Source organism: Streptomyces diastatochromogenes (assembly GCF_002242805.1).
GTDB classification, from domain to species: domain Bacteria; phylum Actinomycetota; class Actinomycetes; order Streptomycetales; family Streptomycetaceae; genus Streptomyces; species Streptomyces diastatochromogenes.
In genome coordinates this window covers 79,918-103,374 of sequence record NZ_MCGQ01000052.1, presented here as the reverse complement: position 1 = coordinate 103,374, position 23,457 = coordinate 79,918, and the positions used below count along the sequence as shown (strand labels likewise).

The following is a 23,457-nucleotide window of genomic DNA, read 5'->3' as shown; positions in this document are numbered from 1 at the left end:
CGGGGACCGACTGCGGGTCAGATGGATCCCGTGACGAGCCCTGAATCCCTTCGCCGCCGCCGCTCACGCTGGTCCGTCGCCAGCGCCCTGACCGGCCTCCTGCTGACCCTGTCGATCCCCGCTGCCGTGCCCTCGGCGGCCGAGTCCATACCCGACCGAGGCGACGCCTACATGGGCATGGGGGTGCTCGCCCACGACGGCGAAGCCGCCACCGACGACGATGCCCCCGTGTCGGTCCCCCGCGCGACGCAGACCGAAGGCGTGGACGTCGCCAGCTACCAGGGCGAAGTCGCCTGGAACACCCTCTGGAACAGCGGCGTGCGCTGGGCCTACACGAAGGCCGCGGAGGGCACGTACTACTCGAACCCCTACTTCCAGCAGCAGTACGACGGCTCGAACGACGCCGGCATGATCCGCGGGGCGTACCACTTCGCGACGCCTGACACCACGGGCGGCGCGACCCAGGCCGACTACTTCGTCGACCACGGCGGCGGCTGGTCCAAGGACGCCAAGACCCTGCCCGGTGCGCTCGACATCGAGTGGAACCCGTACGGCGACGCCTGCTACGGCAAGTCCAAGACCGGGATGGTCGACTGGATCCGTGACTTCCTGGACCGCTACAAGGACCGCACCGGCCGCGACGCCGTCATCTACACCGCCACCAGCTGGTGGGCCGACTGCACCGGCAACTACGCGGGCTTCGGTGCCACCAACCCGCTCTGGGTCGCCCGTTACGCCTCGTCGGCGGGGACGCTGCCGGCCGGCTGGTCGTCGTACACGATGTGGCAATACACATCCTCCGGCCCGACGGTCGGGGACCACGACAGGTTCAACGGTTCCGTGGACAAGGTGAAGAGCCTCGCCACCGGCTGACGTGCCGTCGGCAGGGAGAATCCCGTCATGCGTACCCGCGACCACTGGATCACCCGCGCCGAGCAGAGCGCCGACATCGCCACCATCCGCGAGATCGATCTCGCCGCGTTCGAGACTCCGCTGGAGGCCGACCTCGTCGACGCCCTGCGCGCGGACCCCTCCTGGATCCACGGCCTGTCCATCGTCTCCACCGACGAGACCGGCCGGCTCATCGGCCACGCCCTGCTGACCCGCTGCCATGTCGACGACACCCCGGCCCTGTGTCTGGCTCCCGTCGCAGTGCGGCCCGAGCACCAGAGCACCGGCGCCGGATCAGCCGCCGTCCGAGCGGCCCTCAGCGCCGCCGGGGAGATGGGCGAGCACTTCGTCATCGTCCTCGGACACCCGACGTACTACCCGCGCTTCGGCTTCACCCGCGCCTCCGCTCACGGCAGCGGCGTGAGTATCGACGTCCCGGACGAAGCCCTGATGGCCCTCACCCTGGACGATGCCCACCCGCTGCCGACGGGCACAGTGCGCTACGCCTCCCCGTTCGGGATCTGACAGCCCCGAGAGGTGATCGGGCCTCTGCACTCACCGCACAGGTCAGCGCAGAGGCCACGCCGTCGAGTGGGCGCTCACGGTCGCATCCCGGGCAGGTACCATCGCCGGGTGAACAGCTACTGGCACGTCGTTCTGCCGCCGCTCTGCGCCTGACCGGGCGCAGGACACCGACGGTTTGATCCCGGGCCCCGGCCGACCCACAGGGCGGTGACGGGGGCCTGTCGTGCGCCCGTTTCGAATCCGATCCCAGACGCATTCGACGACGGAAGTTCACGACTGTGCCGAACCGCACCACCCCTCTGACTCCCGCGCGCCCGGCCACCACCGGCCCGCGCCCATCTCGCACCGGCCTCCTCGGCGGCCCCGCGCCCATCCTGACCTCGGCCGTGCTGTGGGGCACGACCGGGACCGCCGGCTCTCTGGCACCGGCAGGCGCACCGGCGGCGGCCATCGGCTGCGCCGGCCTCACCTTCGGCGGCATCCTGCTGTTCCTCACCTCCCGGGGCGCCCGCTCGCTGCCCGCCACCTGCACGCGCGCCGAGCGGTGGCTGCTCGTCCTGGGCGCGCTCGCGGTGGCCGGCTACCCGGTCACCTTCTACCCGGCGGTGGCCCGGACCGGCGTGGCCGTGGCCACCGTGATCGCGCTGGGCAGCGCGCCGGTCTTCGCCGGACTGCTGTCCTGGATCACCGGACAGGCCCGGCCGACCGCACGCTGGACCGGCGCCACCGCGGCCGCCGTGCTGGGCTGCACCCTGCTGGTGCTGGGCCCCGGGCTCACCGGGCACGCCACGCCCATGGACCTGACCGGCGTCGCGCTCGCCGCGTGCGCCGGACTGTCGTACGCCGTCTACTCGTTGATCGGCGGCAGGCTCATCAGCCGTGGGCACCCGTCCGGCGCGGTGATGGGGGTGCTGTTCGGCGCGGCCGGGCTGCTCGTCCTGCCGCTCGTGGTGTGCGTCGACACGCGCTGGCTCGCCACCACCCGCGGCGCGGCGGTGGCGGTGTACCTCGCCCTGTTCACGGTCTACCTGGCCTATCGGCTCTTCGGGCACGGACTGCGCCACACCCCGGCGTCGGCAGCCACCACGCTGACCCTGGCCGAGCCCGCCGTGGCGGCGGTCCTGGGCGTCACCGTCCTCGATGAACGCCTGCCGGCCGCCTCCTGGTGTGGGCTTGCCGTCCTCGCTCTGGGCCTGGTCCTGCTGACCCTGCCCGCACTGGGGAAGTCGAGCGGAGAGGGCAGGATTTGAACCTGCGCGGGCCGTGAGGCCCGACCTCGAGACGTGCTCGCTGGTCCCCGATAAGCCACTCCGGGCACCTCTCCTCGTTCCCGGCCCGGTCTCCCGTGCCGTTCACGAGGACAACAGTGGCAGGGACCGCTGACAGCGCGCTGACACGCCGGGCCGGGCCGGGGCGCGGCGGTCGGCGCGGGCGGACGGTGGCGTCCTGTCACGGTAGAACTCGCACTCACGTCGCTCATCGAGGAACACCTCAAGCGCTGCTTCACCTGACCCCGTTCAGCAGGGCCGCCGTGCGTGCGTAGTCGGCGGGGGGCCTCGTACGCCGCGAGTCCGCCTGACACCGCGGCGCGGTACCGACGCGCGCCGCGCGGTCAGGCGGTGACGGGTCAGGCGGTCAGATGGCGCCGCAGGAAGTCGACGCTCTCCGCGACGATGGCGGGCACTTCCGCGGAGCCGAGGAAGATGTGGTCGGCCCCCTCCACGGCGCGCACCGTCGCGTCCGTGCCCGCCCGCGCGAGCGCCTGCGCCAGCACCTCGCTTTGGCTGAACGGGACGACCCGGTCCTCCCGGCCGTGGATCAGCAGGAACGGAGGCGCGGCCGCCGCTCCCGCGTACGTCACCGGACTCGCGACGCGGGCCCGTTCCCGCCGGCCCTCCTCTCCTCCGCCGAGCAGGGTCGCCAGGGGGTCGGGGTACGGGGGTCCGCCCGGAACGGGGGGCAGGGTGGGCTGCGCCAGCAGCGACTCGATCTCCGAGACGCCGTACCAGTCGACCACCGCCCGCACGCCGCTGTCCTCGTCCGGTACGCCGTCCCGCCCCTCCAGGGCGGCTCCGTCGGTGTCGGCGCGGACCAGCCCGGCGAGGGCGGCCAGATGACCGCCGGCCGACTCGCCCCAGGCCCCGATCCGCTCCGGGTCGACGCCGAAGAGACCGGCGTGCCGCCGTACGTACCGGATGGCCGCCTTCACGTCGTGCAACTGCGCGGGGAACGGCGCTTCGAGGCTGTGCCGGTAGTCGACGCACACCAGGGCCAGACCCGCGCCGAGAACCGCTCCGTGCAGCAGCTCCACGGGCACGGTCGGCGGCGGATAGCGGCGGTCGCCCTCCAGCCACCCGCCACCGTGGATCCAGACGACCGCCGCCACGGCACCCTCGGTGGCCGGTACGTGCACGTCCAGGAGGCGCGGGCGGTAGCCGGGAGTCCGGGCGTACGTCAGTCCGTCGAAGTGCCGTACGCCGTCGGCGTCGACGACGGGCGGGGCGGGAGCCAGGAACGGGGGCGGAGGCCAGCCCGTGTCGAGCGGGGCGGGCGCGGTCGAGGTCATGTCCGGGGCCTTCCGTCGTCAGCCGCAGCGGCTGCTCGGGGTCTCGTGCCGGCAAGATGTTACACGTGTAACTAATCCTTGACGAGAGGGCGCGCAAGGGCTGTGCAGTCCGACGCTCAGAACCTCACCCGCAGATCTCAGTCAGACACTTTGAACCGTCCTGCGCCGCCCCTGACCCGGAGCTTCTCCGCGCCCTCCGCTGTGTCGGCGGCTCAGGTCAGGGGCAGTCGCATGATCGTCAGGTCGAGCCATCGGCCGAACTTGGTGCCGACCTCCGGCACCGTGCCGACGTGGTGGAACCCGAACCGTTCGTGCAGTCGGATCGACGAGGTGTTCTCCGCTTCGATGCCGGCGATGACGACGTGATGGCCTGCATCGCGCGCCGCGGTGATGAGCGAGGCGAGCAGTGCGAAGCCGATACCGAGCCCGTGCCGCCCCTCGCGGACGTAGACCGAGTCCTCGACCGTATGCCGGTAGCCGTCCAGCTCTCGCCACGGGCCGTAGACCGCGAACCCGGCAACCTCGCCGTCCACGTCGGCCACGAATGCCGAGCCGCGCTCCAGGTGAGTGGCCAGCCAGGCCGCTCCCTCGGTGGGGGACTGCGGGGTCTGCGTCCACAGGGCCGTGGAGTGCTCGATCGCGTGGTTGCGGATCGCGCGGATGGACTCGGCGTCACCGGGGTGTGCCGGGCGTACTGTCACAGCGCGAGTTCTCTCATATATTGGATCCATGTCCAACATAGTAGATCCTCTGGTGGGGCAGATCGCAGCCCGTATCCGCACCGAACGGGAACGCCGCCGGTGGACCCTGGCCCAGCTCGCGGACGCCTCCGGTGTCTCCCAGGCCATGATCAGCCGGATCGAGCGGGGCGAGAGCAGCCCCACCGCCGTCGTCCTCGGCAAGCTGTCGGCCGCCTTCCAGCTCAGCGTCGCCTCTCTGCTCGCCCTCGCCGAAGGAACACAGGACGACACGGACGCAGTCGTCGGAGTGCGCCGCCGGGACGACGCGGCAGAGTGGCGCGACCCCGCCACCGGCTATCGGCGCCGGCAGATCACCAGTCCGCACTTCCCCGCGGAGATCGCCGAGATCCGCCTGCCCGCCGGTGCCCGCGTGCCGTACCCGGCCGCCGCCTTCGCCTTCGTACGCCAGGTCGTCTGGGTGCTCGACGGCCACCTGACCTTCCACGACGGCGACGCAGTCCACGAACTCGACGCGGGTGACACCATCGAACTCGGCGCACCCGCCGAGCGCGTCTTCGCCAACACCACTGACACCACGTGCCGCTACGCCGTCATCCTCACCCGCGGCATACAGCCGTGACCCGCCCCCTTCCCCGAGGCGGCACGTTCCTCCTCGCCGCCATAGCCGGAACGGCGATCTCGAACAACTACGCCATCCAGCCCGCGCTCACAGCGGTCGCCGCCGACCTGGGCGTCCCCCTCTCCGTGATCGGCCTCGTGCCGACCGCCGCGCTCGCCGGCTGCATGACCGGCTTCGCCCTCCTGCTCCCCCTCACCGACCACCTCGCTCCGCACCGCCTGGTCACCGCACACCTCATTGCCCTGGCGGCCACCCTCACCCTCGCCGCGGCCGCACCCGGCCCGGTCCCGCTCCTGGCCGCCTACCTGCTCATCGGCGCCGCCGCCAGCGTCGCGGCCCAAGCCGGCAACATCGCGGGGCGCGCCGCCCCACCCGGGCACCGCGGAACCGGCGTCGCCACCGTGGCCGCCGGTATGTCGGCCGGCATCCTGCTGAGCCGTCTGGCAGGAGGAGCACTCAGCGACATCCTCGGGTGGCGGCAGATGCTCCTCGTCTTCGCCGCCCTCGCCCTGCTCGGCGCGATCGCCGCCCCGGCGTTCCTGCCTCGGCGACGACCCCCCTCCGACCGCAGCTACCGCACCACCCTCGCCTCACTTCCCCCGCTCCTGCGCCACCACCCGCAGCTGCGCCGGGCCGTGGTCACGGGCGGCCTGTGGTACTTCGCCTTCAACCTCATCTGGGTCGCCCTGGCCCTCACCTTGGCCCAGCCGCCGTACTCGCTGGGGCCGACCGCCATCGGCCTGTACAGCCTGGCCGGACTCCTCGGCTTCGCCGCTCTTCCCCTCACCGGACGCCTCACCGACCGGTACACCTCCCGAACCGTGATCACCGCCGCCATGCTGGCCGCCGCGGCCGGAACCACCCTGCTGGTCACCGGCCTCGACACACCGCCGGCCACAGCGCTCGGGCTCGCCCTGTTCGACGCCGGCTGCTTCGCCGCCCAGGCTGCCAACCAGAGCCGCGTCATCGCCCTCGACCCTGAACGCTCCGGCAGCCTCAGCAGCGTCTATCTCGTGCTGTACTTCACGATCGGTGCCATGGGCACCGCCCTCGCCGCACCCTTGCTCAACACCATCGGCTGGCAGGGCACCACCCTCACTGCCATCGCCGCGCTTCTCCTCGCCGCCGCACTCGGGCGCACCGGCACCCGACGTACTCCCTGACCCGCCCGCCCCGCGGCATGGGCCGTCTCGTCTCGCGGCGCAGTACCCGAACGCGTCGCCAACCTGCTGCCGGCCGTGATGCTCAGAGCGGCCAACCAGCGTGCTCAGTCACAACCAGCCCCCAGCGTCGAAGGTCCGGGAACCTCCCCGGCTCGTCGCGGGACAACCACGCTCGAAGCGCCGCGAATCCGCAGCTGAAGCCATTTCGTCCCTACCCTCCACATGAGAACTGGACGCCCTCACCCGCCACGTCCGCTCCTTCGCGATCACGCTCACCGAGCGCAAGGGCAAGCGGCTGGCGGACTGGCTCGAAGCCTTCCGGCAGGACGATCTGCCCAGCCTTCACACCCTCGCCGCAGGCATGGACCGCGACCGCGACGCCGTCACCGCCGGCCTCACCCTGCCCTGGAACTCAGGTCCAAGACTGACACCCAGTCAGTCAGCGCAAGGCGCGATCCATAGGGGCCCGGTGCTCGAAGACCCACTGATACGCCTGCTGCACGTCTGCCACTACCCCAGCCTCGCGGAGACGGATCATCGCGAGGTCTCCAGAGTCGGCAGCAGCCTCGATGCCACGCCAGCACCGGTCTTGCCACCAAAGGATCACCGAGACGAGATCACGCCGGTCTACGAGCTCATATGTATCGGCGATCAACCGCAACCGTCGCGCAGCTTCGGAGACGTCTTCAATGCTTGGCCCGAGCCCGAGGTACTGCCAGCAAACGTGGGCGACGTCATGGATGCGCGCGCCTGGCGCTGCCAGATCCCAGTCGATGAAGGCCACCGGGCTTAGGACGCCGCTGACAGGTCGATAGATGGTGTTCTTCGGCGCGAGGTCGTTGTGGCAGACGACCTCATGTGAGCCTGCGAGTTCCGTGCCTGCCGTCAGGTCGTGGAACTCCCGCACGAGTTGCGTGACCCGTAGCAGACTCTCGTCGGAGTACACATCTGGCGGCTGCCGCGGTTGCCATGCCACATGCCCGTCGAGGTAGGTGAGGACCTCGCGCCCCTTCTCGTCGATGCCGCGGTAGCGCGGTGCACCGGGCCAGCCGCTGGCCTCAAGCAACTTCAACAAGTCGGCGACGAACCGCGTACTGGAAGACGCGGGACGGCGCACGGTGGCGCCGATACGCACTACGTGATTGACAAGGCCACCAGGCAGCGACGACTCGCACATACCACCACTGTGCACGATCCTCATCCAACAATTTGCCGTTACTCACAGTGTGCGCTTCACAGAAGTTGAGCCAGAACCCTTCAAGCAGCAGCGTTTGTCCATCGGTTTGGTAGGCGATGGTCTGGGCGCAGCGCGTCGTCGGGAGATCCACCGACCCGCCTCACACCCCGGGAACGCGGTGTCCTCGAAGGCGTGGCGGGTCCCGGTGATCCTGCGACACCTGGAGTCGTAGGACCTCGATCACGACGTCATCACCCCCAACGTCCCCGCCAGCCCTGCCACATACACCAGCGCCCCGACCGGCAGCCCGCACCACACCCAGCCTCCGCGCCACCGGATGGCGACGGCGAGGGCGGCGCTCACCGCGCAGGCCAGGCCCGCCCACGGCAGGCCCAACATGGCCAGCAGGCCGTTGTCCGTGCAGCGGAACGCCGGGTTCTGTGACGAGCAGTCGTCCGTGGCGAAGATCGAGATATAGAAGGCGCATGCGTTGAGCAGCGCTGCGCATCCGGCCAGCACCCGCTGCTCATGACGACCTCCTCGACCTGTCGCCACGGTAGGAGCCGGCGACCGTTGGGGCCTGAGTGCGCCTACTCAGGGGGGTGTGGCCCGCTACTCAGCCGGCGGCCGGAGGGAGGGGCGGGCAGGCCGCTCTGCGTCCGGTGCTGCGTCTTCTTCCCTATGGGCCCTCGGGCGCCGGCGGCAGTCTGCTGGAAAACACGGCTTGGAGGCGCACAGTGACAGCAGGCCCGGCCCCCGCGGGGGCACCGACCGACGGCGACACTCCCACGGCATCCTTCGCGCAGCGCAGGCTGTGGTTCCTGGACCAGCTGGCCGGCCGATCGACCGGGTCCACGCTTCCGCTGGTGCTCAGGCTGCGCGGGAGCCTCGACGCGGCACGCCTGGAGCGGGCCCTGTCCGGGATCGTGGAGCGGCACGAGGTGCTGCGCACCCGGTTCACCGCGGCCGGCGGAGAGCCGGTGCCGGTCGTGGACGCCCCCGCCGGGATCGTCCTGGAGCGGACCGAGGCGGACGGCCCCGACGACCTCTTCGCCCGGTACCTGGGCCGTCCGGTGGACCTGTCCGCGCAGCACCCGGTCCGGGCCACGCTCGCCCGGGTCGCGCCCGACGAGCACCTGCTGCTGGTCGAGGTCCATCACATCGCCGTGGACGGCTGGTCCTGGGGTGTCCTGCTGGACGAACTCGCCGCCGGATACCGCGGCGAGCCCGTCGCCCCGCCCGCCGTGCGGTACACCGACCTCGCCCGCGCCCAGGCCCTACGGCTGTCCGGGGACCGGATGGAGCGGCTGCTCGGCCACTGGCGGGACCGCCTCGCCGGTCTGACCCCGCTCGACCTGCCCACCGACCGGCCGCGCCCCCAGGTCTGGGACGGCTCCGGCGACGTCGTCCGTTTCGACCTGCCCGCCGACCTGGTCGCCGACGTCGACGCCCTTGCCCGCTCCCGGCGCGCCACCCGCTACATGCTGCTGCTCACCGTCTACCAGGCGCTCCTCGGCCACTGGTCGGGCCGTACGGACGTCGCCGTGTGCAGCACGCTCGCCGACCGCGCCCAGCGCGGTGCCCCCGGCCTCATCGGCCCGCTCGTCAACACGGTCGTGGTGCGTACGGACCTGTCCGGCCGGCCGGGCTTCGCCGCGCTGCTGGACCGGGTGCGCGGGCGGGTGCTGGCGGACCTCTCCCACGCCGAGGCTCCGTTCGACCACGTGGTCGGCGCGGTGGGCGGCGGGCGGGACCTGTCCCGGCACCCTTTGGCGCAGGCGTCGTTCACCTTGCTCAACACTCCGATCCGCCCGGTGCGGATGCCCGGCCTGGCCGTGGAGCTGGTCGAGCCGCCACTGGCCGAGACCCCGCTGGACGTCTTCCTCGACCTCACCCTGCGCACGGACGGCAGCATCGCCGCCGTCCTGCAGTACGCCACCGCCCTCTTCGACACCGCCACCATGCGGGCGTTCGCCGACGCCTATGTGGCCCTGGTGCGGTCCGTGCTGGCCGATCCCGACTCCCCGGTGCAGGAGTTGGCGCGCACCCTGGCCCTGGCAGGCCCGGCCCGCCCGCGCCCCGAGTGGCAGCACGCCCCCGACCGGCCCGCCGGGCCGCTGCCCACGGTCGCCTTCTCCGGACGTCCCGACGCAACCGCCCTGATATGCGGTGACGACCGCGTCACCTACGCCGGGCTGGACGCGATGACGGGTGGGCTCGCCGGCGCGCTCGGGGCTGCCGGGGTCGGGGCCGGCAGCCCGGTGGGCGTGCTGCTGCGCCGGAGTCCGTGGTCGGTCGCCGCGATCGAGGGGGTCTGGCGGGCGGGCGGGGTGTACGTCCCCCTGGACCCCGAACTCCCTGCGGAGCGGCTGCGGTTCATGGCCGAGGAGGCCCAGTTGGCCTGCGTCGTCGCCGACCCCGCGACCCTGCAGACGGCCGCGGCACTGGCTCCGGTCACGGTCGACGTCACGGCCGTCACTCTCGCCGCCGACGGGCCCCGGCACCGCCCCGATCCCCGTGAACTGGCCCACGTCATCTTCACGTCCGGCTCCACCGGCCGTCCCAAGGCGGTCGGCGTCGAACACGCCGCCCTCGCCTCCCATGTGACCGCCGCCCGCGAGCGCCTCGGCATCACCGCCGCCGACCGGGTGCTGGCCTTCGCCTCCTTCTCCTTCGACGCCTCGCTGGACCAGGTGCTGCCCGCGCTCACCTCCGGCGCGACCGTCGTCCTGCGCCCCGACGAACCCTGGCTGCCCACCCAGGTCCCGGAGGTCGTCCAGCGGCACGCCCTGACCGTCGTCAACGTGCCCCCGACGTACTGGGCGGAGCTGACCCTCTCCCTCGACCGGCGCCTGGCCGCGGCACTCGCCTCCCTGCGCCTGCTGGTCCTCGGCGGCGAGGCCGTCCCGGCCGACACCCTCGCCGTCTGGCGGGCCGCCGTCCCCTGGGTGCGCGTGTGCAACGCCTACGGGCCCACCGAGACCACGGTCACCGCCACCACCTACGAGGCCGCGGGACCGCCCACCGACACGGTGCCTGTCGGCAGCCCGCCCGCTGACACCGTACCCATCGGCCGCCCGCCCACCGGCACCGTGCCCATCGGCCGCCCGCTCGGCGACCGCCGGGTGTACGTGGTCGACGCCGACGGCGAACCGGTTCCCGTCGGAGTCTCCGGCGAACTCCTCATCGGCGGCACGGAAGTGGCCCGGGGCTACCTGCGCCGCCCCGCCCTCACGGCCGAGCGCTTCGTGCCCGACCCGTACGGACCGCCCGGCAGCCGCCTGTACCGCACCGGCGACCTCGTGCGCTGGCAGGCCGGCGGAGACCTGGAGTTCCTCGGCCGCAACGACGACCAGGTCAAGATCCGGGGCTTCAGGATCGAACTCGGGGAGATCGAGACGGTGTTGCGCGCCTGCCCGCTGGTAGCCGCGGCCGCCGCCCGCCCCGACCGGGCCACCGGACGCAGCCTCGTCGGCTACGTCGTGCCGGCCGGGGACGCGCGGGCGGCCGTGGACCGGGCGGAGCTGCGCGCCTGGTGCGCCCGCCACCTGCCGCACCACGCCGTACCCTCCGAGTTCGTCGTCCTGGAGGCCCTGCCGGTCGGCGTCTCCGGCAAACTCGACCGCTCCGCCCTGCCGGACCCCGCCCATGCCCGATCCGCCGACGCCGCCTACGCGCCGCCCCGCGACGAGACCGAGCGGATCGTCGCCGAGGTGTGGGCGGACGTGCTGGGCCTGGACCGGATCGGCATCGACGACAGCTTCTTCGACCTCGGCGGACACTCCCTGCTCGCCACCATGGCCGTCTCCCGGATCGCCCAGCGCCTGGGCCGCGAGATCGAGCTGCGCACGGTCTTCGAGCACCCCACGGTCCGGGGCTTCGCCCCGCGCGTCGCCGCCGCCCGAGCGTCCGGCACCACCGAGGTGGTCCCCGTCGACCGAACCCGCCCGCTGCCGCTGTCCTTCGCCCAGGAACGCCTCTGGTTCCTGGACCGCACCTCCGACCGGGGCGACTCCTACCTCCTCTGGTACGCCTGGCGGGTCCGCGGCGGCCTCGACCGCACCGCCTGGCAGCAGGCCCTGGACGACCTGGTCGAGCGGCACGAGGTGCTGCGCACGGCGCTGGTCGAGTCCGACGGCCGTCCCGTGCAGCAGGTCTGCGACCCCGTGCCGGTCCCGCTCCACTGGGAACAGGCGCCGACGGCCCCGGACGCGGAGGCCCGGCTGGAGGCCGTACGACGGCGGGCCGCGGCCCTCGCCACCCGCCGGTTCGACCTCGCCCGGCCGCCGCTGCTGCGGGCCGGCGTGTGGGAGCTGGCCGCGGACGACCACGTCGTCGTCGTGGCCCTGCACCACGCGGTCACCGACGGCTGGTCCAAGGGCGTCCTCCTCGACGAACTCGCCCTGCACTACCGGGCCCGGCGGGCGGGAGAGCGTGCCGGGTTGCCGCCGTTGCCGGTGCAGTACGGCGACTTCGCCGTCTGGCAGCGCGACCGCGCCGACAACGGAGCGCTGGAGCCCCAACTCGCCTATTGGGACGGCACCCTGGAGGCCGCGCCGGCTCTGGAGCTGCCCACCGACCGGCCCCGGCCCTCGGTGTTCACCGGCCGCGGCGGCGCCGTCGAGGTGGAGCTGCCCGCCGACCTGGCCGAACGGGTGGACGCGTACGCCCGTGAGCGCGGCGCGACCCGCTTCATGGTGCTGCTGGCCGCCGCCCAGGCTGTCCTCGCCCGCTGGTCCGGACAGACCGACGTGTCGGTCGGCACGCCCGTCGCCGGGCGCGGCCGCCTCGAACTGGAGCCGCTGGTCGGCTTCTTCGTCAACACGGTGGTGCTGCGCACCGACCTCTCCGGGCGGCCCACCTTCGCCGGGCTCGTGGACCGGGTGCGGGACGTCGTCCTGGGCGCCTTCGACCACCAGGAGGTGCCCTTCGAGCGGGTCGTGGAGCGGCTGCGCCCGGAGCGCGACCTGTCCCGCAACCCGCTGTTCCAGGTCATGGTGGACGTACAGGACGCGAGCACGGGCGGCTCCGGACTGCCGGGCCTGGATGCCACCGGCTTCGAACTGCCCTGGCCCTCGGCGAAGTTCGACCTGACGGCCACCTTCCTGGTCCGGCCCGACCGGTTCGCGCTCAACGTGGAGTACGCCGCCGACCTCTTCGACCCGGAGACGGCCACCCGGTTCGCCCGGCACGTCGGCCGACTGCTGCGGGCCGTCCTCGCCGACCCCGGAACCCGGGTGGACGAGGCGCCCCTGCTTACCGCGCGGGAGCGGGGGTACCTGGTGGCCGACGCGGGCCGGGACGCCCGGTCGGCGCCGCGGTTCCGGGTGGCGGGCCGACCGGACGCCCCGGCCGTCGTGTGCGAGGGGCGGAGCGTTGACTATGCCCAACTGGACGCGCTGACCGGTGGATTGTCCGCTGAACTGGCCGCCGTCGGGGTCGCGCCCGGCGATGCCGTGGGTGTGTGCGTGGGCCGGGGCGTGTGGTCGGTGGCCGGGATGATCGCCGTATGGCGGGTGGGTGGTGTGTACGTCCCGCTCGACGCCCGACTCCCGGCGGAGCGACTGCGGTTCATGCTCCAGGAGGCGGGAGTGCGGCATGTGGTCGCGGACGCGGGAACATGGGGGAAGGTCACCGGGCTGGGCGCGGTGGCGGTCGACGTCGACCGGGTGCGTCCGGTGTCCGACGGCCCCCGGCACGTCCCTGACCCGGGTGACCTCGCCTACGTCATCTTCACCTCGGGCTCCACCGGCCGTCCCAAGGCGGTGGGCGTCGAGCACCACGCCCTGGACGCCCATGTGGCCGCAGCCCGCGAGGAGTTCGGGCTGACCGCTGCCGATCGGGTGCTCTCCTTCGCCTCGACCTCGTTCGACGCCTCGCTGGAGCAGATCCTGCCCGCGCTGAGCACCGGGGCGACGGTGATCGTGCGCCCGGACGAGATCTGGTCCCCGGAGGAACTCGCCGCCCGCGTCGCGGCCGAGCGGGTGACCGTCATGGAACTCACGCCGTCCTACTGGGCGGAGGTCGTGGCCCGCCTGGACGCCCTGGCCCCTCAACTGGCCTCGCTGCGGCTGCTGGTGACCGGGGGAGAGGCACTGCCCGCCGACCCCTTGGCGCGCTGGTTCGCGCACGTGCCCGGCGTGCCCGTGATCAACACCTACGGCCCCACCGAGGCGGTGATTTCCGCGACCGCACACCGTATCGAGGAGGTCCCGCACGGCCGGGTGCCCATCGGACGCGCCCTGGGCAGCCGGCGCACCTACGTGGTGGACACCCTCGGTGAACTCGTCCCGGACGGGGTTCTCGGCGAACTCCTCATCGGAGGGCAGGAGGTGGCGCGGGGCTACCTCGACCGTCCCGCCCCGACGGCCGAGCGCTTCGTACCCGATCCGTTCGGCGCGCCGGGCGGCCGGCTCTACCGGACCGGCGACGTGGTACGCCGACTGCCCTCCGGGGAACTGGAGTTCCTCGGCCGCAACGACGACCAGGTCAAGATTCGCGGGTTCCGCGTGGAGCCGGGAGAGGCCGAGGTGGTGCTGCGCGGCCATCCCGGCGTCCGGGCGGCGGCCGTCGTGGTCCGCACCCTGCACGGCGAGCCGGCCCTCGTCGGCTACGCCGCCGGTACCGGACTCTCGGAGGAGTCCCTGGCGACGCACAGCCGGGCCCACCTGCCCCACTACCTCGTCCCGTCGGCGTTCGTGCTGCTCGACCGGCTGCCGCTGACCGTGCAGGGCAAGCTGGACACCGCCGCCCTGCCCGACCCCGTGGCACCCGCACCGCACGCCTTCGTGGCGCCGCGCACCCCCGCCGAGACGGTCGTCGCGCAGATCTGGTGCGAGGTGCTCGACCTGCCCCGGGTCGGCGTCCACGACGACTTCTTCGCCCTGGGCGGGCACTCCCTGCGCGCGGTGTCCGTCACCTCCCGCCTGCGGACCGCCTTCGACTGCCCGCTGCAGGTCCGGGACCTGTTCGAGCATCCCACTGTGGAACGGCTCGCCGCCGAGGTGGAGCGCCGCCTGCTGGAGCTGATCTCGCAGATGAGCGACGACGAGATCGACCTCTCCCTGACGGCCGGCTTCTGACCGCCACAGCTGCCTTCCTGGCGTCGAGGTCCGCTTGCTGAGCGCCGCGGTCGCCTTCCGGGCGTCGAGGCCCGCCTGCTGAGCGCCACGGTCGCCTCCCGGCCGTCCAGGCCCGCCTGCTGCGCGCCCGGGCCGGCCCTACCCATCGCCGGCTTCTTTCCCAGAGTGAGAACGGAGTTGCCCTCATGACCACTTCGGACGTGCGTCCCGGCCCCCTCGCCCCCGGCAGCGGCCTGTCACCGGCGGCACGCCGCCTGCTGGAGCAGCGGCTGCGCGGGGCCGCCGCCCGGGCCGACGGCCCACGGCGGATCCGGCCCCGCCCGGACCGGATCCCGCTGTCGGCCGCCCAGCAGCGCCTGTACTTCCTGGACCGGCTCGACCCCGGCGCGCCGACCTATCTGCTGCCCGCCGCCTGGCGGTTCGCCGGCCCGCTGGACGTACCGGCGCTGCGGGCCGCCGTGGCCGACCTGGTCGCCCGGCACGAGCAGCTGCGGGTGGTCTTCCCTGAGCATGAGGGCGTCCCCTACCAGCGTGTGCTGCCCACCGACGGTACGGCGCCGGGCGAGGTGGACGTGACCGGCTCGGCTGGTGGCGCGGTGCCGGAGGTGACCGGCCCCGCCGGCGGCACGGTGCTGGACATGGTGGACGTGACCGGCCCCGCCGGCGCCGACCGCGAGCGACGCCTGACGGCCGCCGTCCACGCCGCCGCCGTACACCCCTTCGACCTCGCCCGCGAACCTGCCTTCCGCGCCACCCTCGTACGAGCCGCCGACGACGACCACGTGCTGGTCCTCGGCATGCACCACATCGTCTCCGACGGCTGGTCCCTCGACCTGATCGTCCGTGACCTGACCGAGCTGTACCGGGCCAGGACCGAGGGCCGCGTCGCGCACCTGCCCGAACTGCCCCTCGACTACGCCGACTACGCGCTGTGGCAACGAGAGAGCGACCAGTCCGCCGCCCTCGACCACTGGCGCTCCCGGCTCGCCGGTCTGACCCCGCTGGACCTGCCCACGGACCACCCCCGCCCCGACACGCCCGGCGGACGCGGAGCCGCCCACACCGTCACCCTGCCGCCCGCGCTCACCGACGGGCTCGCCGCGCTGGGCCGGCGTGTCGGTACGACCCCGTACATGACGGTGCTGGCCGCCTTCCAGGCCGCGCTGGCCTTCCACAGCGGGCAGAGCGACATCGCCGTCGGCACGGTGGTCGCGGGCCGGGAGCAGCCCGAGACGGAACAGCTGGTCGGCTTCTTCGTCAACACCCTCGTGCTGCGCGGCGACCTCGCCGACGACCCCACCCCGGCGGCGCTGCTGGAGCGGACCCGGGACCGCGTCCTGGAGGCGTTCTCCCACCAGTCGCTGCCGTTCGAGCAGGTCGTCGACGTACTCAGCCCGGAACGCGACCTCGCCCGCAACCCGCTCGTCCAGGTCCTCTACACGCACACCGACGCCACGTCGGCCGGATTCGCCCTGGGCGGTGCGAGCGGCACGCCGTACCGGATCTCCCTGACGACCGCCAAGTTCGACCTCACCCTGGACCTGCGGGACGGGGACGGCCGTACCGACCTGGTGTTCGTCTACCGGCCGGACCTGTTCGAGGAGACCTCCGTCGCCGCCCTCGCCCGGCACATGGTTTCCCTGCTGGAGGCCTTCTGCGCACAGCCCGACACCCCGCTCGGCGCCATCGACCCGCTCAGCCCCGTCGAACGCGCCCACCTGCTCGGACCCGACGGCCCCGCCAACTCCGGCAGCGGCTCCCTCCCCGCCCCGCGCACCGCGCCGGACCGCCTCGCCGAGCACATCGCCCGCACCCCGCACGCGGTGGCCGCGACCGGTTCCGGGCGCTCCCTCAGCTACGCCGAACTCGACGCCCGGGCATCGGGGTTGGCCGCCCGGCTCCGGGCCGCAGGCGTCACCCGCGGTTCCCTCGTCGGCGTCTGCCTCGACCGCACGCCCGACCTGGCCGTCGCCCTGCTCGGCGTCTGGCGCGCCGGAGCCGCCTACCTGCCGCTCGACCCCTCCCACCCGCGGGCCCGGCGCGAGTTCACCGTCACCGACTCCGGCATCGACTGGATCGTCACGGACCCGGCCACCCGCCCGGCGGTGGAGGGGCTGCCGGTACACCTCGTCGAGCTGGGCACCGAGACCGGGACCGACGGCGAGGACGTGCTCCCTGCCCCGGGCGACCTCGCCTACGTCATCTACACCTCCGGCTCCACCGGCCGCCCCAAGGGCGTCGAGGTCACCCACGGCAACCTCGCCTGGCTGCTCGGCGCCGCCGACCGGCACTTCGACTTCGGGCCCGACGACGTGTGGACGCTGATGCACTCCCCGGCGTTCGACTTCTCCGTGTGGGAGCTGTGGGCCCCGCTCACCAGTGGTGGACGCGTCGTCGTCCTCGGCGCGGACGAGGTGCGCGACCCGGCGGCCGTGCAGCGCGTGCTGCGGGAGGAGGGTGTCACCGTCCTCAACCAGACCCCCGCCGCTTTCAAGGGGCTGCGCGCCCACCTTGAGGACGCCGGCGCCGAGTTCTCCGAACTCGCCCTGCGCACGGTGATCTTCGGCGGCGACGCCTTCGACGTGCGCGACTACCGCGACTGGTTCACCGCCCCGGGACGCCGTCCCGCCCTGGTGAACATGTACGGCATCACCGAGACCACCGTGCACGTCACCTTCCGCACCATCATGGAGGAGGACGTGACGGGGGCGGTGCGCTCGCCGATCGGGCGTCCGCTGTCCGGCCAGCACGGTTACGTCCTCGACTCCTGGGGCCGGCTGGTGCCGCCGGGCAGCGTCGGCGAGCTGTACGTCTCCGGCGGCGGGGTCGCCCGCGGCTACCGCAACCGGCCGGAGCTGACCGCCGAACGCTTCCTGGACGACCCCTTCGGCGAGCCCGGCGCCCGCATGTACCGCACCGGCGATCTGGTACGGGTCCTGCAGGACGGCCAACTCGCCTATGTCGGCCGTGCCGACCACCAGGTGAAGATCCGCGGCTACCGGATCGAGCCCGGCGAGATCGAGACCGCCCTGCGCACGCTGCCCGGCGTCGCCGACGTCGCCGTGGTCGCCCGACGCGACGGCGACGGAGCCCGGCTGGTCGCCCATGTGGTCACCCCCGAGGCCCGCCCGCTGGACGCGCCCGCCCTGCGCGAGGGGCTGTGCCTGACCCTGCCCGACTACATGGTCCCGGCGCTGTTCGTCCGCCACGAGCGGCTGCCGCTGACCGCCAACGGCAAGGTCGACCGCGCCGCGCTGACCGCCGTCGTACCCACGTCGGCCGGGCAGGGCGAGCACGTGCCTCCGGAGGGGCCCGTGGAGCAGGGCCTGGCCGGTGTGTGGGCACAGGTGCTGGGCGCCGAACACGTCAGCCGAAGCGACAACTTCTTCGACCTGGGCGGCGACTCCATCCTCGCCCTGCGCCTGGTCGGCCTGGCCCGGCAGGCCGGCCTCGGCCTGACCGTCGCCGACGTCTTCCGCGCCCGCACCCTCGCCGACCTCGCCACGCTCGTCACCGACGACGTCGACACCCCGGCCCCCGTCGCCCCGTTCTCCCAGCTCGACCCCGCCGACGCCGGCCGTCTGCCGGACGGGCTCGCCGACGCCTACCCGCTCACCATGCTCCAGGCCGGCATGCTGCACGAGATGCTCGCCGACCCGCGGCGCGGCGCCTACCACAACGTCACCGACCTGAAGATCACCGTCCCCGAGGGCTTCGACCTGGACGCCTTCCAGGCCGCCGTGGACGCGGTGGTGGCCGGGCACCCCATCCTGCGCACCTCCGTCGACCTCGTCTCGTACCGCGAACCGCTCCAGCTCGTCCATCGCAGCGCCCACCTCCCGGTCGGCTACACCGACCTGCGCGGACTGCCCCGTGACGAGCAGCGGGCGCGGCTCGGCCGGTTCGTGGACGAGGAGTTCGGGCGCCGCTTCGACCTCGCCGCCGCGCCCCTGGTCCGTATCCACCTGCACCACGTCACCGACCACGACCTGCGGCTCGTCCTCACCGACTGCCATGTCGTCCTGGACGGCTGGAGCCTGACCTCGCTCGTCGCCGACCTGCTGTCCCTGCACCGGCAGGCCGTCGCCCACCGCACCGCACCACGGCCGCCGAGCGCCCCGGCCTTCGCCGAGTACGTCGCCCTGGAGCGGGCCGCGCTCGACAGCGAGGAGTCGCTGGAGTACTGGCGGGGGCGGCTCGCCGACCTGCGACCGGTCCGCCTGGGCCGGCGCCCGGCCGGCCCGGACGCCGGGCAGCCGCCGGTGCACGAGGTACGGCGCTCCTACGCCCACCTCGCCGAGCGCATCGGCCGGCTGGCCAAGGAAGCGGGAGTGCCGCGCCGTACGGTCCTGATGACCGCGTTCCACCACACGATGAGCCTGTTCGCGGAGCGCGACGACAGCGCGCTCGGCCACAGCATCGGCCTGGTCACCAACGGGCGGCCCGAGGTTCCGGGCGCCGACCGGATGCGCGGACTCTTCCTGAACACCGTGCCGTTCGGCGTGGCCCGCCCGCGCGGCAGCTGGCTCGCCCACCTGCGGGACGTGTTCAGCGCCGAGCAGGACATGCTGCCGCACCGCAGGGTCCCGCTCGTGCGCATCGCCCGACTGCGGCCCACCGAGCCGAGCTGGACCGACGCCGTCTTCAACTACGTCAACTTCCACCGGCTCTCGCACGAGTCCTGGGACGACTCCCTGGAGATCGCCCGGACCATGTTCCCGCTGCTGGTCAACGCGAGCGTCAACGCCTTCACGCTGGACGCCGACCCGGAGTTCGTCGCACCCGCCACCGCCGAGCAGCTGGCCGACGTGTTCTGCGCCCAGCTGGAGGCGATGACCGCCGACCCGCACGCCCGGGTGACCCGGCCCGCACTCACCGGCGCCGCCCGCGCCACCGCCCTCGACGTGTGGGCCAAGGGGCCCGAAACCCCGTCCTCGCCGCTGCTGTTCCACGAGCACATCGCCGCCCACGCCACCCGTACCCCGGACGCGGTCGCCGTCGAGCACGGCGGACACCGGCTGACGTACGCCGAACTGCAGTCACAGGCCGAGGTATTGGCGCGACGGCTGCGCCGGCTCGGGGTGGGCCCGGAGACGGTGGTCGGCATCTGCGTCGAGCGCGGACCCGACCTGGTCCGTGCCGCCGTCGCCGTGCTGCGGTCGGGCGGCGCCTTCCTGCCGCTCGATCCGCACCATCCCACCGACCGGCTGGCGTTCATGGCCGAGGACAGCGGGATGCGCGTCCTGCTGACCCAGCAGGCGCTCGACGGAACCGTGCCCTTCGACGGTCCGGTGCTGCTCCTCGACGCCGACACGCCGATCGAAGCGTCCGATGTCCCCGGCACCGGGGAGCCCGACGCCGACACCCTCGCCTACATCATCTACACCTCCGGCTCCACCGGCACCCCCAAGGGCGTCGCCATCCCGCACCGCGGCCTGTCCAACATGCTCGAAGGCCAGCGCGACCTCGTGCGGCCCACCCCCGAGGACCGGGTGCTGCAGTTCGCCTCCTTCGGCTTCGACGCCTCGATCCTGGAACTCACCTGGTCCCTCGCCAACGGCGGCCGTCTGGTCACCGCGCCGAAGGACGCGCTGCGCCCCGGCCCCGACCTGGCCCGCACCCTGCGCGAGCACCACGTCACCGGCGCCATGCTGCCGCCCAGCGCCCTCGCGGTCCTCGGCGAGGACGACTTCCCCGAGCTGCGTGTGCTCCAGGTCGCGGGCGAGGCCTGCCCGGCCGAACTCGCCGACGTCTGGGCGCGGGGCCGCCGCTTCCACAACGTCTACGGGCTCACCGAGACCTCGGTGTGGTCCGTGGCCGCGGAGCTGACGCCCGGCCAGGGCCGCCCGCCCATCGGCACCCCCATCCGCAACACCCGCATCCACGTCCTGGACGAGGACCTCCAGCCGGTCCCGGCCGGCGTCCCCGGCGAGATCCATCTCGGCGGTCAGGCCGTCGGCCGCGGCTACCTCGGCCGCCCCGCGCTCACCGCCGCCACCTACGTCCCGGACCCGTACGGCACCCCCGGCGAGCGCCTGTGCCGCACGGGCGACCTCGGCACCCACCGGCCCGACGGCTCGGTGGAATGGCTCGGCCGCCGCGACTCCCAGGTGAAGCTGCGCGGCTTCCGCATCGAACTCGGCGAGATCGAGCACGCGTTGCGGGCGCTGCCCGACATCCGCCAGGCCGTGGTCCTGCACCGCACCGACCTGCCCGGCGAACCGGCCCTGGTCGCCTATCTCGTCGTACGCGCCCCGAATCAGCCCGCCCCCGAGGAGCTGCGCCGTGCCCTGCGCGCCTCCCTGCCCGCCTACATGCTGCCCGCCCGGTTCGTCTTCCTGGACGAGATGCCCGTCAACCGCAGCGGCAAGATCGACAAACGGGCGCTGCCGCTGCCCACGGCGGAGGCGGTCGAGAGCGACACCGAGTACGTCGCCCCCGCCACCCCCGCCGAGAAGGTCCTCGCCGAGGTGTGGCGGGAAGTCCTCGGACTGTCCCGCATCGGCGTCCACGACGACTTCTTCCGCATCGGCGGCAGCTCACTGTCCACGGTCCGGGTCTCCCTGATGGCCGCCGGACGCGGTCTGACCGTGTCGGTCGGCGACCTGATCGAGCACCCGACGATCGCCCGGCTCGCCGCGCACGCCACCCGCACCGCCCCCGTGCCCGCCGCCGTCACCTCCGAGGTCCGGCTACGGGAGGGCGAGGGCGAGCCTCTGTGGTGTGTCCACCCCACCGGCGGCAGCGCGGCCTGGTTCGTGCCGCTCGCCCGCGCCCTGCCGCCCGGCCGCCCCGTCCACGCCTTCCAGGCGCGCGGCCTGCTCGGCGGCGTGGACCCGAGCACCGTGACGGGCATCGCCGCCAACTACGTCGCCGAGATGACCGACCGGGGCGGCGAGGGCCGGCACGCCCTGCTGGGCTGGTCCATGGGCGCCAACATCGCCCTGGAGATGGCCACCCAGCTGCACCGGGCGGGTCACCGGGCCGCGCCGCTGGTCCTCATCGAGCCGTACCTGCCCAACGCCGCCGCCCGCGCCCGGCTCACCGGCGTCACCCAGGACCTGCGCGAGGCACTGCGCCTGCGCGACCGGCTGCGCGAGCTGCCGCCCTCACCGCGGCGCGACCGGACCACGGCCGAACTCACCGCCACCCTGCTCGGCGCCGGCATGAGCCCCGCCGAGGCCGCCCTGGTCGAGGACGCGCCGATCGAGGTGTGGCACTCGCTGCTCGCCGCGCTCGCCGCCTACGAGGTCCGGCCCTACCCCGGACCTGTGCACCTGGTGGTGGGCTGCGAGGCCGCCGGACTGCCCCGCGGTCGTACGATGCCGGGCCTCGACGTCGACTACGACACCTACGTCGCACGCTGGCGGGAGGTGGCCGAGGGCGGCCTCACCCTGCACATCAGCGACGGCGACCACATGTCGATGATGGCCGAGCCGAGGGTGGCCGGCATCGCCGACCTGCTCGTCGGGATCGAGGGGGAGGACGCCCGATGACCACCGTCGCCCCCGCCTTCGCCGAGCGCTACCTGCTCTCCCCGGACCTGGTCGCCGAGCCCTACGGCTACCTGAACGCGCTGCGCGCACACGCGCCGGTCCACTGGAGCCCGATGCACCACGCCTGGCTCGTCACCGGTTACGACCAGGTCATGCGCTGCCTGCGCGACCCCGCCGTCTCGGCCGACCGGGTACGGCCCTTGATGGACGCGGTCCCGCAGGGCGCCCGCGCGGACGCCGAGCGGGCCTTCGGGATCCTGTCCCGCTGGATGGTCTTCAACGATCCGCCGCACCACCGCAGACTGCGCCAGGTGTTCCAGGAGGCGTTCGCCGCCCGGGCCGTGGCCCGCTACCGCGCCTTCACCGAGAAGGCCACGGCGGCCGTCCTCGCCCGCCGGGCCAGCCCCGGCCGCACCGGTGACCTGATGGCCGACGTCGCCAAGCCCCTGCCCGCCCTGGTCTTCGCCCGCTGGCTCGGCATCCCGCGCACCGACGCCCCCTCCTTCTGGTACTGGAACGCCCGCGTCGCCGACCTCGTCCTCGGCACCGCCCAGGAGGAGAGCGAGTACCGGGCCTCCCTGCAGGCGCTGGTGAGCCTGGAGGACTACCTCGCCGACCTGGTCGCCCGGCGCCGGGCCGAACCGGCCGACGATCTGATCAGCCAGGTGCTGCGGGAGGGCCGGGTGGGGGACTCGGTCACCGAGGAGGAGTTCGTCGGGATGCTCACCCAGATGGCGTTCGCCGGCGGGGAGACCACCAGCAACCTCATCGCCAACACCGTCCTGGCCCTGCACGCCCGTCCCGTTCAACTGGCGGCGGTCCGTGAGGATTTGGGGCTGGTGCAAGGGACTGTGGAGGAGGCGCTGCGCTTGGACGGCCCGTCCAAGATGTCGATCCGCACCGCCGCCCGCGACCTCGGCCTCGACGGCCACACCCTGCGCGCGGGGGACCGGATCTTCCTGGTGACCGCCGCCGCCAACCGCGACCCGGCCCGCTTTGAGGACCCCGACCGGTTCGACGTCCGCCGCACCGGAGCCACCCACCTCGGCTTCGGCTTCGGCGCCCACTTCTGCATCGGCGCCGCCCTGGCCCGACTCGTGGCCGTGGCCGCCGTGGAGACGCTGGTGCGTGACCACCCGGGCCTCACGGTGGCGGACCCCGACCGGCTCACCTGGCAGCCCTCCTTGCTCAACCGCAGCCTCACCGCCCTGCCCGTCCGCTACTGACCGCCGACCCG

The 23,457-nt window shown here is 73.3% G+C and carries 12 protein-coding genes and 1 pseudogene; 8 read left to right on the top strand and 5 right to left on the bottom strand.

The genetic code is table 11. The annotated features are described in order from the left end of the window. Positions 1 to 21 precede the first annotated feature (21 nt). From BEK98_RS42105 to BEK98_RS42095, 3 genes are all read left to right on the top strand, one after another. Positions 22 to 873: a lysozyme gene (locus BEK98_RS42105; protein WP_094222098.1), complete on the top strand. Its 852-nt coding sequence runs from the start codon at positions 22 to 24 to the stop codon at positions 871 to 873. A gap of 27 nt (positions 874 to 900) precedes the next feature. After that, positions 901 to 1,416 (top strand): GNAT family N-acetyltransferase, encoded by a 516-nt coding sequence (locus BEK98_RS42100; RefSeq protein WP_094222097.1) that lies wholly within the window; start codon positions 901 to 903, stop codon positions 1,414 to 1,416. 278 nt (positions 1,417 to 1,694) lie between these two features. Continuing rightward, entirely contained in the window at positions 1,695 to 2,666 is a 972-nt protein-coding gene (locus tag BEK98_RS42095) for a DMT family transporter (protein ID WP_094222096.1), read from the top strand. On the opposite strand, the pseudogene BEK98_RS49295 reads toward BEK98_RS42095, so the two are convergent. From BEK98_RS49295 to BEK98_RS42085, 3 genes and pseudogenes are all read right to left on the bottom strand, one after another. After that, positions 2,648 to 2,740, bottom strand: a pseudogene (locus BEK98_RS49295). The gene BEK98_RS42095 and the pseudogene BEK98_RS49295 overlap by 19 nt on opposite strands. A 303-nt stretch (positions 2,741 to 3,043) precedes the next feature. Further along, entirely contained in the window at positions 3,044 to 3,982 is a 939-nt protein-coding gene (locus BEK98_RS42090; protein WP_094222095.1) for an alpha/beta hydrolase, read from the bottom strand. 212 nt (positions 3,983 to 4,194) lie between these two features. Continuing rightward, positions 4,195 to 4,713 (bottom strand): GNAT family N-acetyltransferase, encoded by a 519-nt coding sequence (locus tag BEK98_RS42085; RefSeq protein ID WP_094222094.1) that lies wholly within the window; start codon positions 4,711 to 4,713, stop codon positions 4,195 to 4,197. On the opposite strand from BEK98_RS42085, the gene BEK98_RS42080 reads away from it, so the two are divergent. After that, positions 4,712 to 5,302 (top strand): helix-turn-helix domain-containing protein, encoded by a 591-nt coding sequence (locus BEK98_RS42080; RefSeq protein WP_094222093.1) that lies wholly within the window; start codon positions 4,712 to 4,714, stop codon positions 5,300 to 5,302. The two genes, BEK98_RS42085 and BEK98_RS42080, sit on opposite strands and share 2 nt — an antisense overlap. After that, positions 5,299 to 6,465 carry an MFS transporter gene (locus tag BEK98_RS42075; RefSeq protein ID WP_094222092.1) on the top strand — a complete coding sequence of 389 codons (1,167 nt, stop codon included), beginning with the start codon at positions 5,299 to 5,301 and terminating at the stop codon, positions 6,463 to 6,465. The genes BEK98_RS42080 and BEK98_RS42075 overlap by 4 nt, the downstream gene beginning before the upstream one ends. 439 nt (positions 6,466 to 6,904) lie before the next feature. Here BEK98_RS42075 and BEK98_RS42070 read toward each other — a convergent pair whose 3' ends face one another. After that, on the bottom strand, positions 6,905 to 7,642 hold the full coding sequence (locus tag BEK98_RS42070; protein ID WP_094222091.1) for a phosphotransferase: 738 nt from the start codon (positions 7,640 to 7,642) through the stop codon (positions 6,905 to 6,907). Positions 7,643 to 7,882: 240 nt separating this feature from the next. Further along, positions 7,883 to 8,197 carry a hypothetical protein gene (locus tag BEK98_RS42065; protein WP_143684235.1) on the bottom strand — a complete coding sequence of 105 codons (315 nt, stop codon included), beginning with the start codon at positions 8,195 to 8,197 and terminating at the stop codon, positions 7,883 to 7,885. Positions 8,198 to 8,379: 182 nt separating this feature from the next. On the opposite strand from BEK98_RS42065, the gene BEK98_RS42060 reads away from it, so the two are divergent. The 3 genes from BEK98_RS42060 to BEK98_RS42050 all read left to right on the top strand — a co-directional run bounded on the left by BEK98_RS42060 (position 8,380) and on the right by BEK98_RS42050 (position 23,446). Continuing rightward, entirely contained in the window at positions 8,380 to 14,724 is a 6,345-nt protein-coding gene (locus BEK98_RS42060) for a non-ribosomal peptide synthetase (RefSeq protein ID WP_094222089.1), read from the top strand. 185 nt (positions 14,725 to 14,909) lie between these two features. After that, entirely contained in the window at positions 14,910 to 22,220 is a 7,311-nt protein-coding gene (locus tag BEK98_RS42055) for a non-ribosomal peptide synthetase (protein ID WP_094222088.1), read from the top strand. Further along, entirely contained in the window at positions 22,217 to 23,446 is a 1,230-nt protein-coding gene (locus BEK98_RS42050) for a cytochrome P450 (protein ID WP_094222087.1), read from the top strand. The genes BEK98_RS42055 and BEK98_RS42050 overlap by 4 nt, the downstream gene beginning before the upstream one ends. The last annotated feature ends 11 nt before the right edge of the window (positions 23,447 to 23,457 follow it).